Source organism: Helicobacter pylori SA37A, from assembly GCF_000476015.1.
Lineage (GTDB): Bacteria > Campylobacterota > Campylobacteria > Campylobacterales > Helicobacteraceae > Helicobacter > Helicobacter pylori_DB.
In genome coordinates this window covers 1-22,719 of the sequence record NZ_CBOO010000001.1, presented here as the reverse complement: position 1 = coordinate 22,719, position 22,719 = coordinate 1, and the positions used below count along the sequence as shown (strand labels likewise).

The following is a 22,719-nucleotide window of genomic DNA, read 5'->3' as shown; positions in this document are numbered from 1 at the left end:
TCCTTTTTGCAAACTCTCCTAAAAAGGAAAGCTCACCATTAAGGAAGATTCCTAAATCCCATGCCTTTAGACAGCGCTATAGGTTACTCTTTTTTCAAATAACTTGCTCTCGTAGTTATTCAAATCCCTACCATCCACAAGGGCAAAGGCATCGCCAAAAGTCGCCAATAAGGCAGAATCTAACTGCATGTCTTTATGGCGATTCAATGGGATAAAGACTTCCTTGTGATTATTTTGAAAATCAAACGCTAACAAGGAATCTTTCAAATACACTTCTACCCTAGAAGCGTTTTTCACTACGCTGTTTTGAGCCAATTTCAAGCCTTGCACTTCAGCGCTTTTAATCCCACACGCATGGCATAAGGACACAAACATGCTCTCTTTTGAAATGGTTGCAAACCAAGGCAAACTCTCACGCTTAGGCAAATTTTCTTTACCCTCTAAAGCCTTCTGTCTCTTAGGCATCTCATGCTTGATGAACGCATAAAAATTGCGAACGCTTTCTTTAGGGGTTGTTCCCTTGAGCTGGTTGGCAATGTTAGCCACGCTCGCATCGTCTCTTTCATAACGCCCCATTGCTACAAAATCGCTCGTTTCAAACAAACGCTCATTCAATTGATAGCTAGCGATCTCATAAGACAAATGGACTTGCTTTTTTTGAGCGCTTTTTAAAAAATCCACTTGCAAATAAGGCACTCCAAAATTGAGCATGCTTTTATAGCTGGCATGATTGCCTTGTAAATGCACATTGCTCGCTACAACACTTGGCATGGGAATGAAAAGCGAAGTGTGTTCTGCAGAATCAAAATCAATGCTGTATTGAGCTTCTATTTTATATTTTGCAACACTCCCTTTGCTTTCTTCTGCCTGCAAAATCTGTGCTCCTAAAACAGCACCTGTAGCGCCTAAAGCAGTCGTTTTAATAAAATCCCTTCGTTTCATAACTATAACTCTTTATTGTAATTTTTAAATTCGTTGAATGAATGAAAAAATAGGACACACCACCAAAGGACTGATGAGTATCCAAAAACCTAAATTTTGAAAGACAAAGCGTCCCTAAAAATAAGAACGCTCAAAGAAAAGGGTTACTTTTTCTTTTTTGTGTGGTGCATGTCTTTTCCATGCATGTCTTTCATCATTTTTTGGTGTTTTTCAAGAGCTTTTTTAACTCCCTCAGCGTATTTGGGGTCAGCTTTCTTGAAATGCTCCAATTGTTTATCCACAATTTCCTTATGGGTAACATGAGCCAAAGACTCTCCAATAGTGTCATGCAACCTTTCTTTTTCATCAGCTGGCAATGAGCGGTAGTAATCACCTGGTTGGGTGTAGTAATCGCTATCCTCAGCTCTGTAATCCCAATTCCACACTTCAAACTCTTTTTCAATATGAGCTAAGTTGAACTTAGGATCTCTCGCACTCTTATCTTCTTTATAGCCAGGCAATGAGCTAGGCGTATAGTTTTGTAAAGAGCCGTAATATCCGTTTTGCATGTAACCATCTCTGCTAGAAGAGTGGAATGGGCATCTTGGTTTATTAACCGGTATTTGAGGATAATTAACCCCTAAGCGGTAGCGGTGTGTGTCTCCATAAGAGAACAAGCGCCCTTGTAACATCCTATCGGGGCTATAGCCAATTCCAGGAACGACATTAGCCGGAGTGAATGCCGCTTGCTCCACTTCTGCGAAATAGTTTTCAGGATTTTTATTCAACTCCACAATGCCCACTTCCATCAATGGATAATCTTGGAGATACCAAATTTTAGTAACATCAAACGGATGGAATCGATACTTCTTAGCGTCCTCTTCTGGCATCACTTGAATGCTTAATTTCCATTTTGGGAAATCCCCTCTAGCGATCGCATTGAATAAATCCCTTTGATTGGAATCCGGATCATGCTTTCTGATTTCTGCGGCTTCTTCATTAGTCAAGTGTTTAACGCCTTGCATGGTGTGAAAGTGGAATTTCACCCAAAAGCGTTCGCCTTTTGCGTTGATAAGGCTGAAAGTGTGGCTGCCAAAACCATCCATGTGGCGGAAAGATTTAGGGATCCCTCTATCGCTCATAACCCATGTTACTTGATACAAACTTTCAGGAACATTGCTCCAAAAATCCCATACCATGTCGTGGTTAGGTAAATTGGTTTGAGGATCTCGTTTTTGAGTGTGGATGAAATCAGGGAATTTAATCGCATCACGGATAAAGAAAACAGGCGTGTTGTTCCCCACTAAATCCCAGTTACCTTCTTCAGTGTAATACTTCATCGCAAAACCTCTTGGGTCTCTCACCGCATCCGCACTGCCTCTTTCACCAGCCACAGTAGAAAATCTGAAAAAGCATTCTGTTTTTTTGCCCACTTTAGAGAAAATTTTCGCTTTAGTGTATTTGGTGATGTCTTTAGTCACGGTGAAAGTGCCATAAGCCCCGCTTCCTTTAGCATGCACGACCCTTTCAGGGATCCTTTCTCTGTCAAACGCCGCTAACTTTTCCAAAAACCAAGTGCTTTGTAATAAAACAGGACCTCTAGGACCAGCCGTAATCACATTGTTGTCATCCCAAACGGGAGCGCCAAAAGCAGTGGTTTGTTTCACATCTTTATTAACCATCTTTTTTCCTTTATTTGATCTTAAATCTTCGTAATCCGACACTAGGCCAATTACTTGTGGTGATTATTACATAATTTGTTATACAAAGACTAACAAGATTCAATTTCCTTAAAAAATCTTTTTTTTAAGAATAAAAAACCCCCTTAAGTATTTCTATTTGTAACAATTAATGAAAATAAGAAAGATTAAAAACAAAATTTTATTTTTAATCTGGTTTTAATAATAATTATCATACTATTCTATCTCAATGTTTTAGCGGTATTTTGTTTTTTTTTTTTGTATTTTTATTTTTGAATTTTTAGATTAAGGAGAATTGTTGGATGTTTTTAAGATCATACCCAAAGCTTAGATACGCTTTATGTTTACCCCTACTCACTGAGACTTGCTATAGCGAGGAGCGCACTTTAAATAAGGTTACCACCCAAGCCAAAAGGATTTTCACTTACAACAATGAGTTTAAGGTTACTTCTAAAGAATTGGATCAACGCCAAAGCAATGAAGTCAAAGACCTGTTTAGGACTAACCCTGATGTGAATGTGGGCGGAGGGAGCGTGATGGGGCAGAAAATCTATGTGAGGGGCGTTGAAGACAGGCTTTTAAGGGTTACGGTGGATGGGGCTGCGCAAAATGGCAATATCTACCACCACCAAGGCAACACCGTGATTGACCCTGGCATGCTCAAAAGCGTGGAAGTTACCAAAGGCGCGGCGAATGCGAGCGCGGGGCCAGGAGCGATTGCAGGAGTGATTAAAATGGAGACTAAAGGAGCGGCTGATTTTATCCCTAGGGGGAAAAGTTATGCGGCTAGTGGGGCGGTGAGTTTTTATACCAATTTTGGGGACAGAGAGACTTTTAGATCGGCTTATCAAAACGCGCGTTTTGATATTATCGCTTACTACACGCACCAAAACATCTTCTATTATAGAAGCGGCGCCACAGCGATGAAAAACCTTTTTCATCCCACACAAGCCGATAAAGAGCCAGGAACCCCTAGCGAGCAAAACAACGCTTTGATTAAAATGAATGGCTATTTGAGCGACAGAGATATTCTCACTTTCAGCTGGAACATGACACGAGATAACGCCACACGCCCTTTAAGGAGTAACGCTATTGGGTTAGCCTATCCTTGTGAAGCCCCCTTTAGCCCTGATGGCGCTCAAGGGTGTCCTAATGTGCTGGATAGTTTCACAAGGTATTTGTATCACTCTATTAATAGCGCTAACAATCTTTCATTACAATACAAAAGGGAAGCGGGAAATTCTTTTGGCGACCCACGATTAGATTTTACCCTTTATACAAGCATCAGGAACGCTCAGTTTGATCCTTTATTTGATCCTAATGGCGTTTATGCCAAATTCCCCACTTCTTTAGCGAGCGCATGGGAAAGAGAAAATTACCCATGCGTTGAAGGCGGGTATTGCACCCCAAGCTTTTCTGATGTGGATAAACCAAGCTCACAACCTAGAAATCTGTTTTTAAACAACACCGGCTTAAACCTTAAAGTCGCGCATGTGATTGATGAAGCCACAGACAGCCTTTTTGAATACGGATTCAACTACCAAAATTTAAGCGTTTTTGACGCTCGTATCCCCAAATCAGAATTATACAGGCCTAATCAAGTCTATACTGACGATAAAGGGCAAAAACAAATCGCTTGCAGTCTTGTGGACAATAACCCCAATGACCCTACGCTATGCCAAAGAGGGAAAGCCAATGGGAATATTTATGGAGGCTATGTGCAAGCGAATTACTCGCCTCATAAAATCATCACTTTTGGAGCCGGGGTAAGGTGGGACGCCTACACGCTTTATGATAAAGATTGGAACCACCGCTACACTCAAGGCTTTAGCCCTAGCGCGGCTCTTGTGCTAAGCCCCATTGAGCCTTTATCTTTAAAAATCACTTATTCTCAAGTTACAAGGGGGGTGATGCCAGGAGATGGCGTGTACATGCGTCAAAACGATTTGCGATACGCTAAAAATATCAAGCCTGAAGTGGGCTCTAACGCTGAATTTAATATTGACTATTCAAGCCAGTATTTTAGCGGGAGGGTTGCGGCGTTCTATCAAGCCTTAGATAATTTCATCTCACAATACGCGCAACGCTTGATTGTAACCAATTTGAGTCAAGCGATTCGCATTTATGGCTATGAAGTGGGTGGGACTTTCAGATACAAGGGCGTGAGTTTGAACGTGGGGATCTCGCGCACTTGGCCCACCACTAGGGGGTATTTAATGGCGGACAGCTATGAGCTTGCCGCAAGCACCGGTAATGTTTTTATCATTAAATTGGATTACACCATCCCCAAAACAGGGATCAATCTTGCTTGGCTTAGCCGCTTTGTTACTGGTTTAGATTATTGCGGGTTTGATATTTACTTGCCTGATTACGGGACGGCTGAGAAACCCAAAACCCCTACCGATTTAGCCAAATGCGGATCCCAATTGGGGTTAGTGCATATGCACAAACCGGGCTATGGCGTGAGTAATTTTTATATCAATTGGAGTCCCAAAACCAAAAGCCGCTGGAAAGGTTTGTTGCTTTCAGCCGTGTTCAATAACGTTTTCAACAAATTCTATGTGGATCAAACAAGCCCCTATGTCATGAGCCCGGATATGCCAGGCACTGACGCTGTTAAAAGAGCGATCGCAGAGCCTGGGTTTAATGCGCGTTTTGAAGTGGCTTACAAATGGTGATTAGTGGAGCTTTAAGCGTTGCGCATGCGTGATAGCAACGGCTATCGCATCGCTAATATCCAAAGGCTTGATTTCGCTTGTGATGTTAAGCAAGCGTTTGACCATAAAGGCCACTTGCTCTTTAGCGGCTTTCCCGTTACCGGTTAGGGCTTTTTTGACTTGCAAGGGCGTGTATTCGCTGAAATTACCGATCCTTTCTAAAATCTTTAAGGACAACGCCCCCCTGAATTGCGCGAGCTTGATCACGCTTTTAGGGTTATACGCAAAAAAAATATCTTCAATCGCTACTTCATTGACTTCGTAACGATCCAATAAGCAATCTAAGGCTTCTATCAAGTCTAAAATCTGTTCTTGCAAGCGTGTCGTGGTGATATTAATGAACCCGGCCGTGATTAAAGAAAGCTTGTTAGAAGCGTGAGAAATGATAGCATACCCGCATTTCCTACTGCCCGGATCTATTCCTAAAATACGCATCAATCATTCCTGTTTATTTATCGCAAGGTTTAAAAAACGCTATTATTATATCCATGTTTCTTGTTGGCACAAAATACAAGATTGCATTAAGAACTTTTAAAAAATTTAGCGTATAAATAAGGGAGCAATAAATGAAAGCAAACACAATCATACTAGTGGATTGGGAGAATTTCAGACGCGATATTAAACAAACAAAATGCGTTAATTACAATATCGCTTTAGATGTGATCGTTACTATCAGAGCTTTTTTACTAGATGATGAATGGATCAGTCGTATTTACTTTTATACCACTCCACCCTTTGATTTTGAACATGCGTTATGGGATAAAAGGAACGACACCCTCCAAAATGAAAAAAATCCGGGAACAGAAATGAAAATCTTCACCAGCAGCGATATTGAAGAAATCTTACAAAGCAGTGAAGCGACTAAATGGGAGAAGATTTATAGCGATGTGGAAAATTTCCAACACGATCTGGCTTCATTGGATCAAGTGGAATTGAGGTTAGGGAGGACTAAGTTAAACGCAATAAGAGTGGAGTTTGATGGGAGTTATAGGGCGTTATTGGAACAAAAGCAGGTGGATATGCTCATGGGTCTTGACATTCAAAGAATAGCCTTTAAAAAAATAGCTGATAGGATTTTGATATTTTCAAAAGATACGGATCTAATCCCCGCACTCAAATTAGCCAGAGATGAGGGGTTAAGGGTGGATATTGCCGATCTGTCTAACCGATTGTCTCTTCTTAGCCAGGATTTGAAATACAATTCGGATAAAGTGAGGAAATTGAGCAGCAACGAAGTCAAAGACAAGCTTTTTTCAATCAGAGAAAATCTCACTAAAACCAATTGGGCTTAAACTAAACCATAAAAAGGGTTATTTCATTTTTATAGAGTTTAAAAAATCATTTTTTAAAAGCTCAATTATTGGCATTTGATTTAGAACAAAGCCAGAATTTTTAAAGGGGTTTTTAGGCTTATTTCTCTCATACTGACTGGGTAAGTTTGGGTAGTTTATTGCCTTGCTTATTCTTTTGTGGTAGGATTAGGGTTATCAAGGTTTAGGGGATTAGTATCTTTCCCCTTGTAATTTGGTGCTAAGGCGACTCAATTAGCCCATTCCTTGATTTATCCACTTCATAGCTTAATAACCCGCTTGCTCTTTAATGATTCGCTTTATCCATTATCCTTCTCGCTTCTTCTATAGATTTGATTGTAGCTATACTCTTCGTTAGTTTTCATTTCCTGACTTCCTTGACTTTTTCAAGTTTTTGTTTTATAGTTTCAATGGTAGCCCACTCATTGCTTTTTAGCATTTTCAGCTATCCTGCGGAATGAAAGAGTGGATAATGTCCGCCTTGTCAATCTCTGCTTTAATGTCGTTTTTTGTTTTCATTTATTCTCCTTGCGTTCTCCTTGAAAAGATTTAGGTCGTTATTTGACTTTGTTGGGGTTTTTATGGTAGCATCCTTACAGACATCGCTATAGGAACTCGACCTATGGTTGCCCCTTAGAGGGTTTGGTGTCTTGTATTAAAGCTTTGATTGATACATCATTTTTAAGATTAATTCATTTTTCACCCATTGACTCATTAAAGTTTTTTAAGTATTGTTCTTTTTAGCACCACCATGGGAACTCGACCTATGGCTGAACCTTTACTTTAGCATTGAGTCCGGTGCTTGAAAACTTCTTATAAGCCTTGTTATTCTTATAATCTCCGTTACTCTTGAACATTGTTTTTAAAACTAATTCACTCTTTCTATTGTTTAATGTTTTTGTGCTATTACTGTCAAGACATGGGTTGGAGAATAATTTTCTAACCCATACTAAAAACACTTTGAGTGTGCCAATAGACCCTGACACGCAAGACGAAAGGGCTTGTGTATGGTCAAGGTGAGGCTTTTTAATGCTTTTCATTCCTTACTCCTTGTTTTAATTTTTTATGTTAAAGTTTCAAAACACATTAGCTTTATCAAATATGTCTAGCACTCAGCTCATAACTGATGTTCAATCGCTATTCTGAGATTTTGCTAATGTTTTTCTATGGGCTACACTATCCTTATAATTTCGTTTTATGCTTCGTTTTATGCATTTTTTGCATTGTTTTTAGCGTTAACTCATGTTTTTCGGCGTTAGCTTGTTCTAAAGGGCTTAAATTTTTAACTTCTTGTGTGGTTTCGTTAAAATTTTCGCTTGTTTTTAATAAATCCTCTTGATCTGTTAGCGGTTTTGGTGTAGGATTATTTTCATTAAGGGTAATGGGTTGTGTCCCGTTATCCTTTGCTTTGCTAGGTTGTGTCCTGGCATCTCTAAAATCTTTAAAATTCCTATGAAAATCAAAAATCTTATTCCCATTATTTAAATCATCTACTACTAACCTAAGCTGAACGCCGTTATTCTCCCATTCATAGCCGTATCTAAATCCGTTTTTAAGCCTTTCAAAACTCTCTAATAACACGCTCCCGTTTTTAATCACTTCGCTCATGTTAATGAGTTCGTCATTAGTTAGTCCGCCTGTGCTTTCTTCTCCATAATGTTTAACTAAAATCTTTTTAGCTCCCGCATGCCTTGTGCCTTGATCTAAAATGTAGAGGTCGTTTAAGTCTATGCCTTTAATTTCTGCTTGATCTAGCTCGCCCTTAAAAACCTTTAAAACCTGTTGCTGTTCTTTAGTAAGCTTGCTTTCATCAATCTTTTGTAATTCTTGTAAGGCTTTTTCGTATTTAGTGGCTTTCTCTTTGATTTCTTCGCTGGCTTGTTTAACGCCGTTATTAAGCTCTTCAATGATTTTAAGCGTGTTGTTGGAAAATTTAGCGTTTTTGGCGCTTAGTTCTAAATTCTTACTAAACTCGCTTATTGAGTGGCTTCTTTCTAACGCTCTTTTTAGATGATACTTTAAGGCTGCGCCTGCGGTGGCTTCGTTTAAAAGCGTAGCCGCTAAACTAAAAACTTTTTTAAGAGCGCAGTTGTTGCAAGGCTTCTTTAATCGCTGCTTCTATGCTGAGATTGGGTTTTAGGGTTTTTAAGACTTGGTTGATTTCAGCGCTTTTAAAGCCCAAACTCTCTAGGGCTAAAAAAACTTCATTGCGCACAGGTCTGTTTTCATCTTGAATGAAAAAGCCAATCAAATCCACCATGATCTTATCAGCGAGCTTTTTCCCTATACCTGGGACTTGCTGGAGTCTTTTGACTTCTTTAGTAGCGATAATGTTTTCAAATTCATTCGGCGAAAAGCTTGAAAGAATGGCTAAAGCGATACGCCCCCCTACCCCATTGATTTTCAAAAGCCTTTCAAAAAGGATTTTTTCATTCTCTTCTAAAAACCCGTATAAAAGATGCGCATCTTCTTTAATCACTTGTAAGATCTTCAAACGCGCTTTTTGGCCCGCTTGAAGCAAAGCGGCCGTTCGCATAGAAACTTGCACCCCATAAACAACCCCTTGCACTTCTATATGCGCTTCTAAAGCAGAGATTTTTTCCACAACCCCTATCAAACCCACTATCATTTTTATCCCTTTTTTATTTCTTGCTTTAGCCTTTTATCGCGCTTTTAGGGATTTTTTTGATTTTATGATCTTCATAGATCACATTCACGCTTTCATTATGGCTTAACATGGCGCTCAAGTTGCTCACTTTAGGGTAATTGCGATGATAAATCACGATATTTTCTTGCTTGAAAGGGTTTTTAGTCGTAATGCTTGCATGCTGGAAGCTGTTTTCTATACTAATAAGTTTAGCGTAACATTCGTTATTGATTTTTTGCAATTCTAACATTTGAGCTTTTAAGATTTTCAAACGCTTTAAAGCAAACACAAACTCGCTATAAGCGTCTTTCACGCTTTCTTGCTGCATTAAAGAGCGTTTGATTTCTTCAGTGGCGTTTTTAAGCTTTTCCATGATGGCTTGATGGTTTTTGACTAAATGGTTTAAGGACTGGTGCTGAGCGATGATTTTTTTGGATTTTAACCCTAACGCATTGAGTTTTTGTTTAGCAATCTTCAATTCTTCTTGGTTTTCTCGCCCCCCAAAAGCGTAAAAAATAAAGCGGTTTCCATTGCCATCCACCTCATCAATCCAACATTGCTTGGAAAAATACAGCTTGTTATCGCTTTTGAGCTTTTCTAAAACGATTTCTTTCGCATAGACCACGCTCCCCGCACTCGCTTCCACTTTAACGCTATTGGCATACACCTTAGCGCGCTCTAAATACTTGCACTCAAACTCTTTAGCGTAGCACACGCCCTTATGGTTAGTGATACGCGCTTTATTGGCATAGACATAGCTTTCAGGGTGGATTTGCCCCTCTATAGTAATTTCTTTGGTCACTAAGATCACATTCTTGCCCACATTGCCCTTAATGTTAATTACGCTCGCTTCTAAAATGAGGTTAGAATCAATCGCATCGCTCAATTCGTCTTTAGCTTGAATCTCTAAAGCTAACCCGCTCTCCACTCCCCCTAAAAGATTAGGCACTTCAATGGACTTGATCCCGTTTTTAAAAATAAAATTTTGCTTAGAAACCAAACGCCCTTTTTCCATTTTAACCCCTTGTAAGGCTTTGGAGTAATACACTAAAGCGTTATTTTCTTCTCTTTCTTCAAAAGCGTTTTTGTCATGCCCTATAGGGGTGGGCGAATGGGCAACTTTAGGCAATTCAATATAAAGGCCTTTAAGGTTACGGCCGTCTCTGCCTTGTTTGGGGTAATTCACGCAAGCGACTTTTTGATTTTCTTTAGCGATATAGTAATTTTCTTTAACAAGCGATTCTTCTTGATCGCTTAAAAAAATGGTATGCGTTGGAAGGTATTCTTCTTCTAATAAAAAATGGGATTGTTCTTCTACATTAGGGATAAAGGTTAAAGAAGCGTATAAAATAAAGCGCTTGTTTTGGGCTTCTTTTTGATATTTTCTTAATTCTGTTTTTAAATTTTCATACATTTGTGAAAGGTGGCGAAACACCACGCCTTGAAAGGCTAAACACTCTTTAATATACGCAAACATTTCTTGGTAATGCTCTTCAGTGTCTAGGACAATAAAACACTCGTCTAAAATAATTTCTATTTTGCTTAAATCTTCATCCACTTCCACTTCAAAAAAGCGTTTATAAGCGTTTGATTTGATTTTAATATCATGGGTTTGATAAAGGGTTAGCTCTTTTTTTTCATAGTATTCATCTTCTTCTAATTGCTGCAATTCCCCACTAAAAGCCTCGCTAAAATCGTCTTTAGCGCTGTTTTTGATAAAAATAGAAGTTTTTAAAATCTCAAACCATAGATCTTCTGTTTGTAATTTATTTTCAGCGGCCGCTTTTTTTAATTCTTTTTGAATGTCTTTGCACCGCTCAACTTTTATAGGGGCAAAACGCTCCAAGCTCATTTTTAATCCTTAAATGGTATAATATAAGAATTTGAAAAAAGAAATATGCTAACAAAAAAACACTGAAAATTAGGTAATAAATACAACTAGTATGCTAAAAAAAATATTTTTAACGAATAGCTTAGGGATTTTATGCTCTAGGATTTTTGGCTTTTTGCGGGATTTGATGATGGCTAATATTCTAGGGGCCGGAGTGTATAGCGATATTTTCTTTGTGGCTTTCAAATTGCCTAATTTATTCAGGCGTATTTTTGCGGAGGGCTCTTTTTCTCAAAGCTTTTTACCAAGCTTCATACGAAGTTCCATTAAAGGGAGCTTTGCGAGTTTGGTGGGGCTTATTTTTTGCGGCGTTTTATTCATGTGGTGCTTATTAGTAGCGCTCAATCCCTTATGGCTAACCAAACTCCTAGCTTACGGCTTTGATGAAGAGACGCTCAAATTATGCGCCCCTATTGTAGCAATCAATTTTTGGTATCTTTTATTGGTGTTTATCACCACTTTTTTAGGCGCGCTTTTACAATACAAACACAGCTTTTTTGCCAGCGCTTATAGCACAAGCTTACTCAATTTATGCATGATTTTAGCCCTTTTCATTTCCAAAGAAAAAACGCATTTAGAAGCGTTGTATTATTTGAGCTACGGCGTGCTTTTAGGGGGCGTGGCTCAAATTTTATTACACTTTTATCCTTTAATAAAATTAGGCTTATGGGATTTATTATCTAAAGGGTTGTTAGGTTTTAAGACTAAAAACGCAAACAAAAAAGAATATCGTTTGAATAGGGTTAAAAGGGATCTGAAAGGGTTTTTCAAGCAGTTTTTCCCCAGCGTTTTAGGCAATTCTAGCGCTCAGATCGCTTCTTTTTTAGACACCACAATCGCCTCTTTTTTAGCGAGCGGGAGCGTGTCTTATTTGTATTATGCTAACAGAGTCTTCCAGCTCCCTTTAGCGTTATTCGCTATCGCTATCTCCACAGCTCTTTTCCCCAGCATTGCGATCGCGCTTAAAAACAATCAGCAGGATTTAATCTTACAACGCTTGCAAAAGGCGTGGTTTTTTTTGGTGGGGGTTTTGCTCTTTTGCAGCATTGGGGGGATCATGCTAAGTAAAGAAATCACCGAGCTTTTATTTGAAAGGGGGCAGTTTAGCCCTAAAGACACCTTAATCACTTCGCAAGTCTTTTCGCTCTATCTTTTAGGCTTGCTCCCTTTTGGGCTAACTAAACTCTTTTCTTTGTGGCTTTATGCGAAGTTAGAGCAAAAAAAAGCGGCTAAAATCTCTTTAATTTCGCTTTTTTTAGGTTTAGCGGCTTCTTTGAGTTTAATGCCTTTGTTAGGGGTTTTGGGTTTAGCGTTAGCGAATAGTTTGAGCGGGTTATTTCTATTTGTTTTAACGATAAAAGCGTTTGGCTTTCAATTATTCTTGGGTATAATCAAGAATTTAAAATCATGGCTTGTAATCCTTTTCCTCGCTTGCGTGGAAATCTTATTACTCTTAGCGTTCAAATCGTGGGTTACACATTTATATTTATTTTATTATTTTCAAGGTTTTTAAATGTTTATTTATGATACCAAATCAAAACAAAAAGTCCCTTTTGAGCCTTTAGTCCAAAATAAGGCGAATATTTATGTGTGCGGGCCTACGGTGTATGATGACGCTCATTTAGGGCATGCCAGGAGCGCGATTGCTTTTGATTTGTTGAGGCGCACGCTTGAATTGAGCGGCTATGAAGTGGTGCTAGTAAGGAATTTCACGGATATTGACGATAAGATCATCAACAAAGCCTTCAAAGAAAGCAAAAGCATTCAAGAACTAAGCAGCATTTACATTGAATCTTACACGAGGGATTTGAACGCTTTGAACGTGAAAAAACCCAGCCTAGAGCCTAAAGCGAGCGAGTATCTAGACGCTATGGTGCGCATGATTGAAACGCTTTTAGAAAAAAATTTCGCTTATAGAGTCTCTAATGGGGATATTTATTTAGACACGAGCAAGGATAAAGATTACGGCTCTTTGAGCGTGCATAATAGCAGTGTGGAATTTAGCCGTATCGGTTTAGTGCAAGAAAAACGGCTTGAGCAGGATTTTGTGTTGTGGAAAAGCTATAAGGGGGATAATGATGTGGGCTTTGATAGCCCTTTAGGCAAAGGGCGCCCTGGCTGGCATATAGAATGCTCTAGCATGGTTTTTGAAACTTTAGCGCTCGCTAACACCCCTTATCAAATTGACATCCATGCTGGCGGAACGGATTTGTTATTCCCCCACCATGAAAATGAAGCGTGCCAAACCCGTTGCGCCTTTGGCGTGGAGATCGCTAAATACTGGATGCACAATGGCTTTGTGAATATCAATAACGAAAAAATGTCTAAAAGTTTAGGGAATAGCTTTTTCATTAAAGACGCCTTGAAAAACTATGATGGCGAAATTTTGCGCAATTACTTACTAGGGGTGCATTATCGCTCTGTTTTGAATTTCAATGAAGAAGACTTGTTAGTGAGTAAAAAACGCTTGGATAAAATCTATCGTTTGAAACAGCGCGTTTTAGGGACTTTGGGAGGAATAAACCCAAATTTTAAAAAAGAAATTTTAGAATGCATGCAAGATGATTTAAACGTTTCCAAAGCGTTGAGCGTTTTAGAAAACATGCTCTCTTCTACGAATGAAAAACTGGATCAAAACCCCAAAAACAAGGCTTTGAAAGGCGAAATTTTAGCGAATTTGAAATTCATAGAAGAACTGCTTGGCATCGGGTTTAAAGACCCTAGCGCGTATTTCCAATTAGGCGTGAGCGAGAGCGAAAAACAAGAAATTGAAAAAAAGATAGAAGAAAGAAAACGTGCCAAAGAGCAAAAAGATTTTTTAAAAGCCGATAGCATCAGAGAAGAGCTTTTAAACCACAAAATCGCTTTGATGGACACCCCACAAGGCACGATTTGGGAGAAGCTTTTTTAAACGCCTCCCATTTTACCTTTTTACACATTCTAACCAAAATTTTCAGTAAGAGAGGCTTTTTAAGCTTTTCAAATTTTACATTTTTACACATTCTAGCCCAAAATTTCAGCAATTTTACTTTTTAATCCTATGGGTTTTATATTCATTTATCTTAACTTAATAAAGATTGAACATTGGTTGTAGATACTGCATATTTATAACCTTAATCGTAAATGCAACAGAAATTTTCTAGTCTAAAGTCGCACCCTTTGTGCAAAAATCGTTTTACAAAAAGAAAGGAAGAAAATGGAAATACAACAAACACACCGCAAAATCAATCGCCCTATTATCTCTCTCGCTTTAGTGGGGGTGTTAATGGGCACCGAACTAGGGGCTAACACGCCAAACGATCCCATACACAGCGAAAGTCGCGCCTTTTTTACAACCGTGATCATTCCAGCCATTGTTGGGGGTATCGCTACAGGCGCTGCTGTAGGAACGGTTTCAGGGCTTCTTAGCTGGGGGCTCAAACAAGCCGAACAAGCCAATAAAGCCCCGGACAAACCCGATAAAGTTTGGCGCATTCAAGCAGGAAGAGGTTTTGATCATTTCCCCCACAAGCAATACGACTTATACAAATCCCTTTTATCCAGTAAGATTGATGGAGGTTGGGACTGGGGGAATGCCGCTAGGCATTATTGGGTCAAAGACGGGCAGTGGAACAAGCTTGAAGTGGATATGCAAAACGCTGTAGGGACTTATAACCTTTCAGGCCTTATCAACTTTACCGGTGGGGATTTAGACGTGAATATGCAAAAAGCCACTTTGCGTTTGGGCCAATTCAATGGCAATTCTTTCACAAGCTTTAAGGATAGTGCTGATCGCACCACGAGAGTGAATTTTGACGCTAAAAATATCTTAATTGATAATTTTGTAGAAATCAACAATCGTGTGGGTTCTGGAGCCGGCAGGAAAGCCAGCTCTACGGTTTTGACTTTGAAAAGTTCAGAAAAAATTACAAGCCGTGAAAACGCTGAAATCTCTCTTTATGATGGCGCCACGCTCAATTTGGTTTCAAGCTCAAACCAGAGCGTTGATCTCTATGGTAAGGTGTGGATGGGCCGTTTGCAATATGTGGGAGCGTATTTGGCCCCTTCATACAGCACGATAGACACTTCAAAAGTTCAAGGGGAAATGAATTTTCGCCATCTCGCTGTGGGGGATCAAAACGCCGCTCAAGCGGGCATTATCGCTAGTAAAAAGACTAATATTGGCACACTGGATTTGTGGCAAAGCGCCGGCTTAAGCATCATCACCCCTCCCGAAGGCGGTTATGAGAGTAAAACTAAAGATAACCCTTCTCAAAATAATCCTAAAAACGATACGCAAAAAACAGAAAATGAACCCACACAAGTTATTGATGGGCCTTTTGCCGGTGGTAAAGACACGGTTGTGAATATTTTCCACTTAAACACTAACGCTGATGGCACGATTAAAGCGGGAGGGTTTAAAGCTTCCTTAAGCACGAATGCGGCTAATTTGAATATCGGCGAAGGCGGTGTCAATCTATCCAATTCAACGAGCGGGCGTTCTCTTTTAGTGGAAAATCTAACCGGGAATATCACCGTTGAGGGGACTTTAAGAGTGAATAACCAAGTGGGTGGTTCTGCTTTGGCAGGCTCAAGCGCGAATTTTGAATTTAAGGCTGGTGAAGATACCAACAACGGCACCGCCACTTTTAATAACAATATCCATCTAGGAAAAGCGGTGAATTTAAGAGTGGATGCCCATACCGCTAAGTTTAATGGCAATGTTTATTTGGGAAAATCTACAAATTTAAAAGTGAATGCCAACACCGCTCATTTTAAGGATATTGATGCCAGCAAAAGCGATAATGGGCTAAACACTAGCACTTTGGATCTTAGTGGCGTTACCGATAAGGTCAATATCAACAAACTCACCACAGCTGCCACTAATGTGAACATTAAAAACTTTGATATTAAGGAATTGGTGGTTACAACCCGTGTTCAGAGTTTTGGCCAATACAGTATTTTTGGCGAAGATATAGGCGATAAATCGCGCATCAGTGTCGTGAGCTTGCAAACGGGATATAGCCCGGCCTATTCTGGAGGTGTTACTTTTAAAAGCGGTAAAAAACTCGTTATAGATGAGCTTTACCATGCCCCTTGGAATTATTTTGACGCCAGGAATGTTACCGATGTTGAAATCACTAAAAGGGTTCTTTTTGGAGCTCCAGGAAATATTCCGGGCAAAACGGGGCTTATGTTTAATAACCTAGCCCTAACCAATAACGCTAGCATGGATTATGGTAAAGATTTGGATTTAACCATTCAAGGGAATTTCACTAACAACCAGTCGCTTATGAATCTTTTTGTCCAAAACGGGCGTGTAGCAACCTTGAATGTAGGCAAAACAGCGACCATGAAGTTTAATAACAATGTGGATAGCGCGACCGGATTTTACCAACCGCTCATTAAAATTAATGACGCTCAAAACCTCACTAAAAATAAAGAGCATGTTTTAGTGAAAGCGCAAAACATTAATTATGATAATGTTTCCACAAACGCTACCAACCAACAAGAACAATTCAAAGAACGCCTAGCCCTTTATAACAACAACAACCGCATGGATATTTGTGTGGTGCGAAAAGACAATCTCAATGACATTAAAGCATGCGGGATGGCTATCGGCAATCAAAGCATGGTGAATAACCCTGAAAATTACAAGTATCTTGAAGGTAAGGCATGGAAAAATACAGGGATCAATAAAACGGCTAACAACACCACAATCGCTGTTAATTTAGGTAACAATTCCACGCCTACTAGTTCTGAGAGCAACACCACCAACTTACCCACAAACACCACTAACAAGGTGCGTTTCGCTAGCTACGCTCTCATAAAGAACGCTCCTTTCGCTCATTATAACGCTACCCCTAATTTAGTCGCTATCAATCAGCATGATTTTGGCACCATTGAAAGCGTGTTTGAATTGGCTGATCGCTCTAAGGATATTGACACGCTTTATGCTAACTCAGGCGCGCAAGGCAGGGATCTCTTACAAACCTTATTGATTGATAGCCATGATGCGGGTTATGCTAGAACAATGATTGATGCTACAAGCGCTAATGAAATCACCAAACAATTGAATGCAGCCACTACCACTTTAAACAACATAGCCAGTTTAGAGCATAAAACCAGCGGCTTACAAACTTTGAGCTTGAGTAATGCGATGATTTTAAATTCTCGTTTAGTCAATCTCTCTAGAAGGCACACCAACCATATTGACTCGTTCGCCAAACGCTTACAAGCTTTAAAAGACCAAAGATTCGCTTCTTTAGAAAGCGCAGCGGAAGTGTTGTATCAATTTGCCCCTAAATATGAAAAACCCACCAATGTTTGGGCTAACGCTATTGGGGGAACGAGCTTGAATAGCGGCGGTAACGCTTCATTGTATGGCACAAGCGCCGGCGTAGACGCTTACCTTAATGGGGAAGTGGAAGCCATTGTGGGCGGTTTTGGAAGCTATGGTTATAGCTCTTTTAGTAATCAAGCGAACTCTCTTAACTCTGGGGCTAATAACACTAATTTTGGCGTGTATAGCCGTCTCTTTGCTAACCAGCATGAATTTGATTTTGAAGCTCAAGGGGCGCTAGGGAGTGATCAATCAAGCTTGAATTTCAAAAGCGCTCTATTGCAAGATTTGAATCAAAGCTATAATTACTTAGCCTATAGCGCTGCAACAAGAGCGAGCTATGGTTATGACTTTGCGTTTTTTAGGAACGCTTTAGTGTTAAAACCAAGCGTGGGCGTGAGCTATAACCATTTAGGTTCAACCAACTTTAAAAGCAATAGCAATCAAGTGGCTTTGAAAAATGGCTCTAGCAGTCAGCATTTATTCAACGCTAGCGCTAATGTGGAAACGCGCTATTATTATGGGGACACTTCATACTTCTATATGAACGCTGGAGTTTTACAAGAATTCGCTCATGTTGGCTCTAATAACGCCGCGTCTTTAAACACCTTTAAAGTGAATACCGCTCGCAACCCTTTAAATACCCATGCGAGAGTGATGATGGGTGGGGAATTGCAATTGGCTAAAGAAGTGTTTTTGAATTTGGGCGTTGTTTATTTGCACAATTTGATTTCCAACGCAAGCCATTTCGCTTCCAATTTAGGAATGAGATATAGTTTCTAAATACCGCTCTAAATAGTGTTCTTAAACCCATGCTCAAAGCATGGGTTTGAAATCTTACAAAACCCCTACAACGCATACACGACAAGCTTGTTATCATGCCAGATCGCTTCTAAGGGCGTGTCATAAAGCGCGCTTAAATTGTGCGAAGTCATAGCGATTGGCGTGGAAGCTTGCAAAAAAAGTTTTTTATCTTTGAGCATGACCACATGCGTGGAGTGCCTGGCAACCAAATTGGGATCATGGATATTGACTAAAACGCTCAATTCTCGTTTTTTCATCTCATCTTTAATCGCATCAAAAAAAAGGGCTTGGTTTTTTAAATCTAACGCGCTCGTAGGCTCATCTAGTAATAATAAAGGCGTTCTTTGCAACAAACTTCTGGCTAAAAGCACCATTTGCCTTTGACCGCCGGACAAATCGTTAATGCCTTGATCTTTTAAGGATTCTAAATCCAAGCGCTCTAAAACGCTAGTAGCTTCTTTAATGTGCTTAGCTTTAGGCATGGCGAATAGATTTAAATGCGTCGCTTTCCCCATTAAAACAAAATCCAACACGCTGAAATTAAACGCATAATATTCCACTTGGGGGATATAAGCGATCAATTTGGCTTTTTCATAAGGCTTTAAGGGTAAAATATCTTTGTTACACGCCTTGATTTCGGTTTCTTCTAAAGGCTTCAAAAGCCCTAAAAGGCATTTTAAAAGCGTGGTTTTACCCGAGCCATTAGGCGCTAAAATGCTTGTAATGCTGTTTTTTGGCACGCTAAAACTCAACTTGTCTAAAATGAGTTTTTGAGAATATTTAAAGGACAGGTTTTTAACTTCTAAGACCATCACACCCCCCTAGTCCTGAATAAAAGCCACAAGAAAAAAGGCGCTCCTAAAACGCTTGTCGCAATGCCTACCGGTAAATCATAGGGGGTAATGGTTTTAGCCACCACATCCGCCAAAAGCAAGAAAAACGCCCCCATTAATAAAGAGCTTAAAAGTAGTTTTTGTAAATTCGCCCCAAAAAACAACCTAGCCACATGCGGGATCACTAACCCAATCCAGCCGATCGTGCCGGACACGCTCACCGCTAAAGCGCTCGCAACGCTCACGCACACCAAACAAAGCGATCGCAATAACACCGGATTAATCCCCAAACTCAAACTTTGCGCATCGCTCAAGCTCAATAAATTAATGCGCCACCTTAACAAAAAAAGCGGGATAAAGCCCAAAGATAGCCCTATGAAAGCGATCAAGCAATCCTTATAACTGCTTAAAGACAAGCTCCCTAAAAGCCACACGACAATCGCTTGCGCTTTTTGGGGGATCACAAAGAATTTGATCGCCCCAGCTAGTGCGCTTAAAAACGCGCTCAACACCACCCCTGAAAGCACCAACGAAAGGACGGAATTGCCTAAAACCCTATTCATCGCCAAAACAGCAAGGCTAGCTAAAATCGCCCCAAAGAACGCTAAAATCGCAATGTTAGACTCCACTACCGCTATCGCCATCGCCACGCCTAGCATCGCTCCGCTAGAAATCCCTAATAAAAAGGGATCGACTAAGGGGTTTCTAAAGATCGTTTGCATCACCACCCCACTCCCGGACAAACTCGCCCCCACTAAGAGCGCTAAAATCACTCGTGGTAATCGTATTTCTAAAATAATAACACTTAAAGAGCTCAGTTCTTCATTGTGTAAAAAGTGGTTTTTCACGTTAAGGTACACTTCTTGCCATTCTTCCAAACTCAAGGACTCCCCTCCAAACAACAACACCACCACCGCTAAAATCACGCAAGCTAAGGCAATATGATAGGTTTTAAGCATCGCGCTTCCTCCCAAGAACAATTAATCTGAACAAAGAATCATACCAGCTACTCGGGAGGATTTGATACAACGCTAGTAACAATTGGGTTTTTAAGCCGATCAAATAACGAGCCTTGATTTTTTGACTCATGCTAAGAGAAACGATTTTTTGCGCCACTTCTTTGGCGTTTAAGGCTTTTTCATACACGCTCGCATAAAAAGTTTTAGCTGCATTCACTTCTGATGCATAAACGCTGTCTTCGCTCTCAAAATTTTCAACTGAAAAAGCGGTTTTTTCCCAATTGCTTTTCACCGGGCCTGGCTCAATCAAACACACTTGAATGTTAAAGGGTTTAAGCTCTAAACGCAAGGCATCGCTATAAGCCTCTAATGCATGCTTACTCGCGCTATAATGACCTAAAAAGAGCATGCTCATGCGCCCTGCGATAGAAGAAAGGTTAAAAATCTTAGAATAGGGCTTGTTTTTCAATAAAGGCAAACAAAGCTGCACCACTTCGCAAAGGGCGAAAAAATTCACGCCAAATTGTTTTTTAACTTCATTAATAGGCGTGTCTTCTACGCTCCCAAACACCCCATAACCGGCGGAATTGATCAAAACATCGCAATATTTTTCTTTAGTGCTGATGTTTAAAAACACTTCTTTTAAAGCGTTAGAATCGCTCACATCAATATCAATGCTCTCGCACAACGCATGGTTTAAGGCTACGCACAAAGTCGCACGCCTAGAGAGTGCATAGACTTTATACCCTTGATCTAACAACATTAATGCGCATTCTAATCCGATCCCAGAACTCGCCCCTGTGATAACTGCCACCTTTTGGCTTTCTTTTTTCTCTTGCACACCCATTATCTAACGCTAACCCTCTTATTATTTTTCTAATGCCTCTAATATTCACTTAATATTACTTAATTTTTACTAATATATAGTTCTTGGAATGTTTTTTACAAAAAACATTTTTAACACCAATCTTAATTAAGGAGAAACAATGCCTCACATACAATCATCGCATTCTAGCCATTTTGATTTTACTATAGACACAGCCGATTGCACTAAATTATTGATGAGCTATTTAGTCGTGCCTACAACCGCTAATTTCAACAATGTCATGCATGGAGGGGAATTATTGAATCTATTGGATAAAGTGGCTTACGTGTGTTCAGCTCGCTATTGCGGTAAAGGAACGGTCACTTTAAGCGTGGATGGGGTTACTTTTAAATACCCCATTCCTGTAGGGAATTTGCTCACTTTTTTAGCCAGCATCAATTATGTGGGCAACACCTCGTGCGAGGTGGGGATTAAGGTTTTGAGCGAAGATATTAAAACTCGTGAAATCACGCACACTAATTCATGCTATTTCACCATGGTGGCTGTAGAAAATGGCAAGCCCACCCCCATGCCTAAATACGAGCCTAAAACAGAAGTGGAAATCCGCCGTTATGAAGGGGCTTTGAAGCGTAAAGAAATGCGCATGCGAGGGTATTTAAAAAGCGGGAAACACGAGGGTGTTTAAAAAATAAAAAAGCGTGAGCGGTGTTTTAACCCTGAATTTTATCCCTAAAAAAGGGGGGGTAATTGGTGGGCGATTCATTTAAGCGTTATGAGTGGTGTGGGTGATTTACAAAGTAGCGTGCTATGACTACATGAATCATAAAAAAGCGTTGCTTTCCACTCTATAAGTGCCAAAAATTTTAAAAATTTGGCTAAACACTAGGATTTCACAATCTCAGTAAAATCGCTAAAGTCCTCTACCTTAAACACTCTAATATCCCTAACAGACTTTTTAAACCACTCAATTTGAGAGAGTTTATTGATCGCTTTATAGACTTGCGCTAGGGTGTTTTCTTTTTTTAATTTGATAGACAAGCAATAAATCCGGTTGTAGGTGCATTCCCTAAAATCTTTTAAAGTGCCTTTGAGTGGGTGGTCTTTGTATTTGGGAGCTAGGGGTTGCTCTTTGGCTAAATTTTCAACCACTTTATACAAAAGCTTTAAATCAAACCCGTTTTTAATAAGAATTTTAAGATCCTTATCAAATTTTTCACTGGTTTCAATCGTCAGCATTTTTAAATCTCATTTACAAGTTTTCACAATGCTTCTTAAAATCCTCTATGCTTTTAAAACAAAGGCGGTTCTTAGTGTCCTTAGCCCTTGCTAAGATTTCTCGCTCTTCTTCTATGGTGTATCCGTTTTCGGTTAAATGGAACGCTTTAAATTGGAGTGCTTTTTTAATCCTTTGTTTTTGAATTTGGATTTCTTTCAATTTTTCTAACGCTCTTTTTTGTTTGGTCTTGATAGAATTTAAAAAGTTAAAAAGCTGTCTTTGGCTGTATTTTGTGTAATCTTTGTTGGTGGTGTTAGGCATGCTTATCCCTTTTTTTAAAAATACCAATTCATTATAGCGCAAGCGATAGAGCAGTATTAAAAAGGCTAGAAAAATCAAAACTTAAAGATTAAAAAGCGGATTGAAAAATCAGTGAAAAGATTAAAAGATCTTTTAGTAAAAAATTTTAAAAAAGATTAAAAATTTAAAAGTTTTGTGAGTGAAAAATAATCATTTTGGCTCTCATTTTATTATAAAACTCATTTTCTTAAAGTTTTATTTTATTAAAGGGAG

Annotated in this window: 18 protein-coding genes and 1 pseudogene; 7 read left to right on the top strand and 12 right to left on the bottom strand. The window is 39.5% G+C overall.

Annotated features, from left to right (window positions below; translation table 11 throughout):
• Nucleotides 1–66: 66 nt before the first annotated feature.
• Both QT76_RS00090 and QT76_RS00085 read right to left on the bottom strand, forming a co-directional pair.
• Entirely contained in the window at nucleotides 67–942 is an 876-nt protein-coding gene (locus tag QT76_RS00090) for a twin-arginine translocation signal domain-containing protein (RefSeq protein WP_033616043.1), read from the bottom strand.
• 143 nt (nucleotides 943–1,085) lie between these two features.
• Complete coding sequence (locus QT76_RS00085; protein WP_000247366.1) at nucleotides 1,086–2,603, bottom strand: catalase; 1,518 nt, start codon at nucleotides 2,601–2,603, stop codon at nucleotides 1,086–1,088.
• A gap of 320 nt (nucleotides 2,604–2,923) precedes the next feature.
• Here QT76_RS00085 and QT76_RS00080 point away from each other — a divergent pair, with 320 nt between their 5' ends.
• On the top strand, nucleotides 2,924–5,299 hold the full coding sequence (locus tag QT76_RS00080; RefSeq protein WP_033616042.1) for a TonB-dependent receptor: 2,376 nt from the start codon (nucleotides 2,924–2,926) through the stop codon (nucleotides 5,297–5,299).
• Here the strand turns inward: QT76_RS00080 and ruvC are convergent, their stop codons facing one another.
• Entirely contained in the window at nucleotides 5,300–5,773 is a 474-nt protein-coding gene (gene ruvC / locus QT76_RS00075; protein ID WP_001221148.1) for a crossover junction endodeoxyribonuclease RuvC, read from the bottom strand.
• 131 nt (nucleotides 5,774–5,904) lie between these two features.
• Between ruvC and QT76_RS00070 the strand changes: the two genes are divergently transcribed.
• On the top strand, nucleotides 5,905–6,630 hold the full coding sequence (locus QT76_RS00070; protein WP_000646773.1) for an NYN domain-containing protein: 726 nt from the start codon (nucleotides 5,905–5,907) through the stop codon (nucleotides 6,628–6,630).
• A gap of 782 nt (nucleotides 6,631–7,412) precedes the next feature.
• Here QT76_RS00070 and QT76_RS07815 read toward each other — a convergent pair.
• Entirely contained in the window at nucleotides 7,413–7,688 is a 276-nt protein-coding gene (locus QT76_RS07815; RefSeq protein WP_080242561.1) for a hypothetical protein, read from the bottom strand.
• Nucleotides 7,689–7,893: 205 nt separating this feature from the next.
• Nucleotides 7,894–8,559: pseudogene (locus QT76_RS00060) on the bottom strand (DUF3519 domain-containing protein); the annotation flags it as partial.
• On the opposite strand from QT76_RS00060, the gene QT76_RS08310 reads away from it, so the two are divergent.
• On the top strand, nucleotides 8,498–8,662 hold the full coding sequence (locus QT76_RS08310) for a hypothetical protein (protein WP_195741854.1): 165 nt from the start codon (nucleotides 8,498–8,500) through the stop codon (nucleotides 8,660–8,662). The pseudogene QT76_RS00060 and the gene QT76_RS08310 sit on opposite strands and share 62 nt — an antisense overlap.
• Nucleotides 8,663–8,725: 63 nt before the next feature.
• Here the strand turns inward: QT76_RS08310 and ruvA are convergent, their stop codons facing one another.
• Both ruvA and QT76_RS00050 read right to left on the bottom strand, forming a co-directional pair.
• Complete coding sequence (gene ruvA / locus QT76_RS00055) at nucleotides 8,726–9,277, bottom strand: Holliday junction branch migration protein RuvA (RefSeq protein ID WP_033616039.1); 552 nt, start codon at nucleotides 9,275–9,277, stop codon at nucleotides 8,726–8,728.
• A 25-nt stretch (nucleotides 9,278–9,302) separates the two neighbouring features.
• On the bottom strand, nucleotides 9,303–11,147 hold the full coding sequence (locus QT76_RS00050) for a FapA family protein (protein ID WP_033616038.1): 1,845 nt from the start codon (nucleotides 11,145–11,147) through the stop codon (nucleotides 9,303–9,305).
• A gap of 91 nt (nucleotides 11,148–11,238) precedes the next feature.
• On the opposite strand from QT76_RS00050, the gene murJ reads away from it, so the two are divergent.
• From murJ to QT76_RS00035, 3 genes are all read left to right on the top strand, one after another.
• The gene (gene murJ / locus QT76_RS00045; protein ID WP_033616037.1) at nucleotides 11,239–12,699 is read left to right on the top strand and encodes a murein biosynthesis integral membrane protein MurJ; all 1,461 of its coding nucleotides are present in this window, start codon (nucleotides 11,239–11,241) and stop codon (nucleotides 12,697–12,699) included.
• On the top strand, nucleotides 12,700–14,097 hold the full coding sequence (cysS, locus tag QT76_RS00040) for a cysteine--tRNA ligase (RefSeq protein ID WP_033616036.1): 1,398 nt from the start codon (nucleotides 12,700–12,702) through the stop codon (nucleotides 14,095–14,097).
• 285 nt (nucleotides 14,098–14,382) lie between these two features.
• Entirely contained in the window at nucleotides 14,383–18,291 is a 3,909-nt protein-coding gene (locus QT76_RS00035; RefSeq protein WP_033616035.1) for a vacuolating cyotoxin family protein, read from the top strand.
• 65 nt (nucleotides 18,292–18,356) lie between these two features.
• Here QT76_RS00035 and QT76_RS00030 read toward each other — a convergent pair whose 3' ends face one another.
• From QT76_RS00030 to QT76_RS00020, 3 genes are read right to left on the bottom strand one after another with little or no spacing between them, the layout of a single operon-like run.
• A complete protein-coding gene (locus QT76_RS00030) occupies nucleotides 18,357–19,124 on the bottom strand; it encodes an ABC transporter ATP-binding protein (protein WP_000242349.1) in 768 nt (255 codons plus the stop codon).
• A complete protein-coding gene (locus tag QT76_RS00025) occupies nucleotides 19,124–20,104 on the bottom strand; it encodes a FecCD family ABC transporter permease (protein WP_000921470.1) in 981 nt (326 codons plus the stop codon). Before QT76_RS00025 ends, QT76_RS00030 begins: the two co-directional genes overlap by 1 nt.
• The gene (locus QT76_RS00020; protein WP_033616034.1) at nucleotides 20,097–20,951 is read right to left on the bottom strand and encodes an SDR family oxidoreductase; all 855 of its coding nucleotides are present in this window, start codon (nucleotides 20,949–20,951) and stop codon (nucleotides 20,097–20,099) included. The genes QT76_RS00025 and QT76_RS00020 overlap by 8 nt, the downstream gene beginning before the upstream one ends.
• Before the next feature lie 139 nt (nucleotides 20,952–21,090).
• Here QT76_RS00020 and QT76_RS00015 point away from each other — a divergent pair, with 139 nt between their 5' ends.
• A complete protein-coding gene (locus tag QT76_RS00015; RefSeq protein ID WP_033616032.1) occupies nucleotides 21,091–21,615 on the top strand; it encodes an acyl-CoA thioesterase in 525 nt (174 codons plus the stop codon).
• 197 nt (nucleotides 21,616–21,812) lie between these two features.
• Here QT76_RS00015 and QT76_RS00010 read toward each other — a convergent pair whose 3' ends face one another.
• Entirely contained in the window at nucleotides 21,813–22,115 is a 303-nt protein-coding gene (locus QT76_RS00010; protein ID WP_411326917.1) for a type II toxin-antitoxin system mRNA interferase toxin, RelE/StbE family, read from the bottom strand.
• Nucleotides 22,116–22,179: 64 nt separating this feature from the next.
• On the bottom strand, nucleotides 22,180–22,467 hold the full coding sequence (locus QT76_RS00005; protein ID WP_033616030.1) for a type II toxin-antitoxin system antitoxin: 288 nt from the start codon (nucleotides 22,465–22,467) through the stop codon (nucleotides 22,180–22,182).
• Nucleotides 22,468–22,719: the final 252 nt, after the last annotated feature.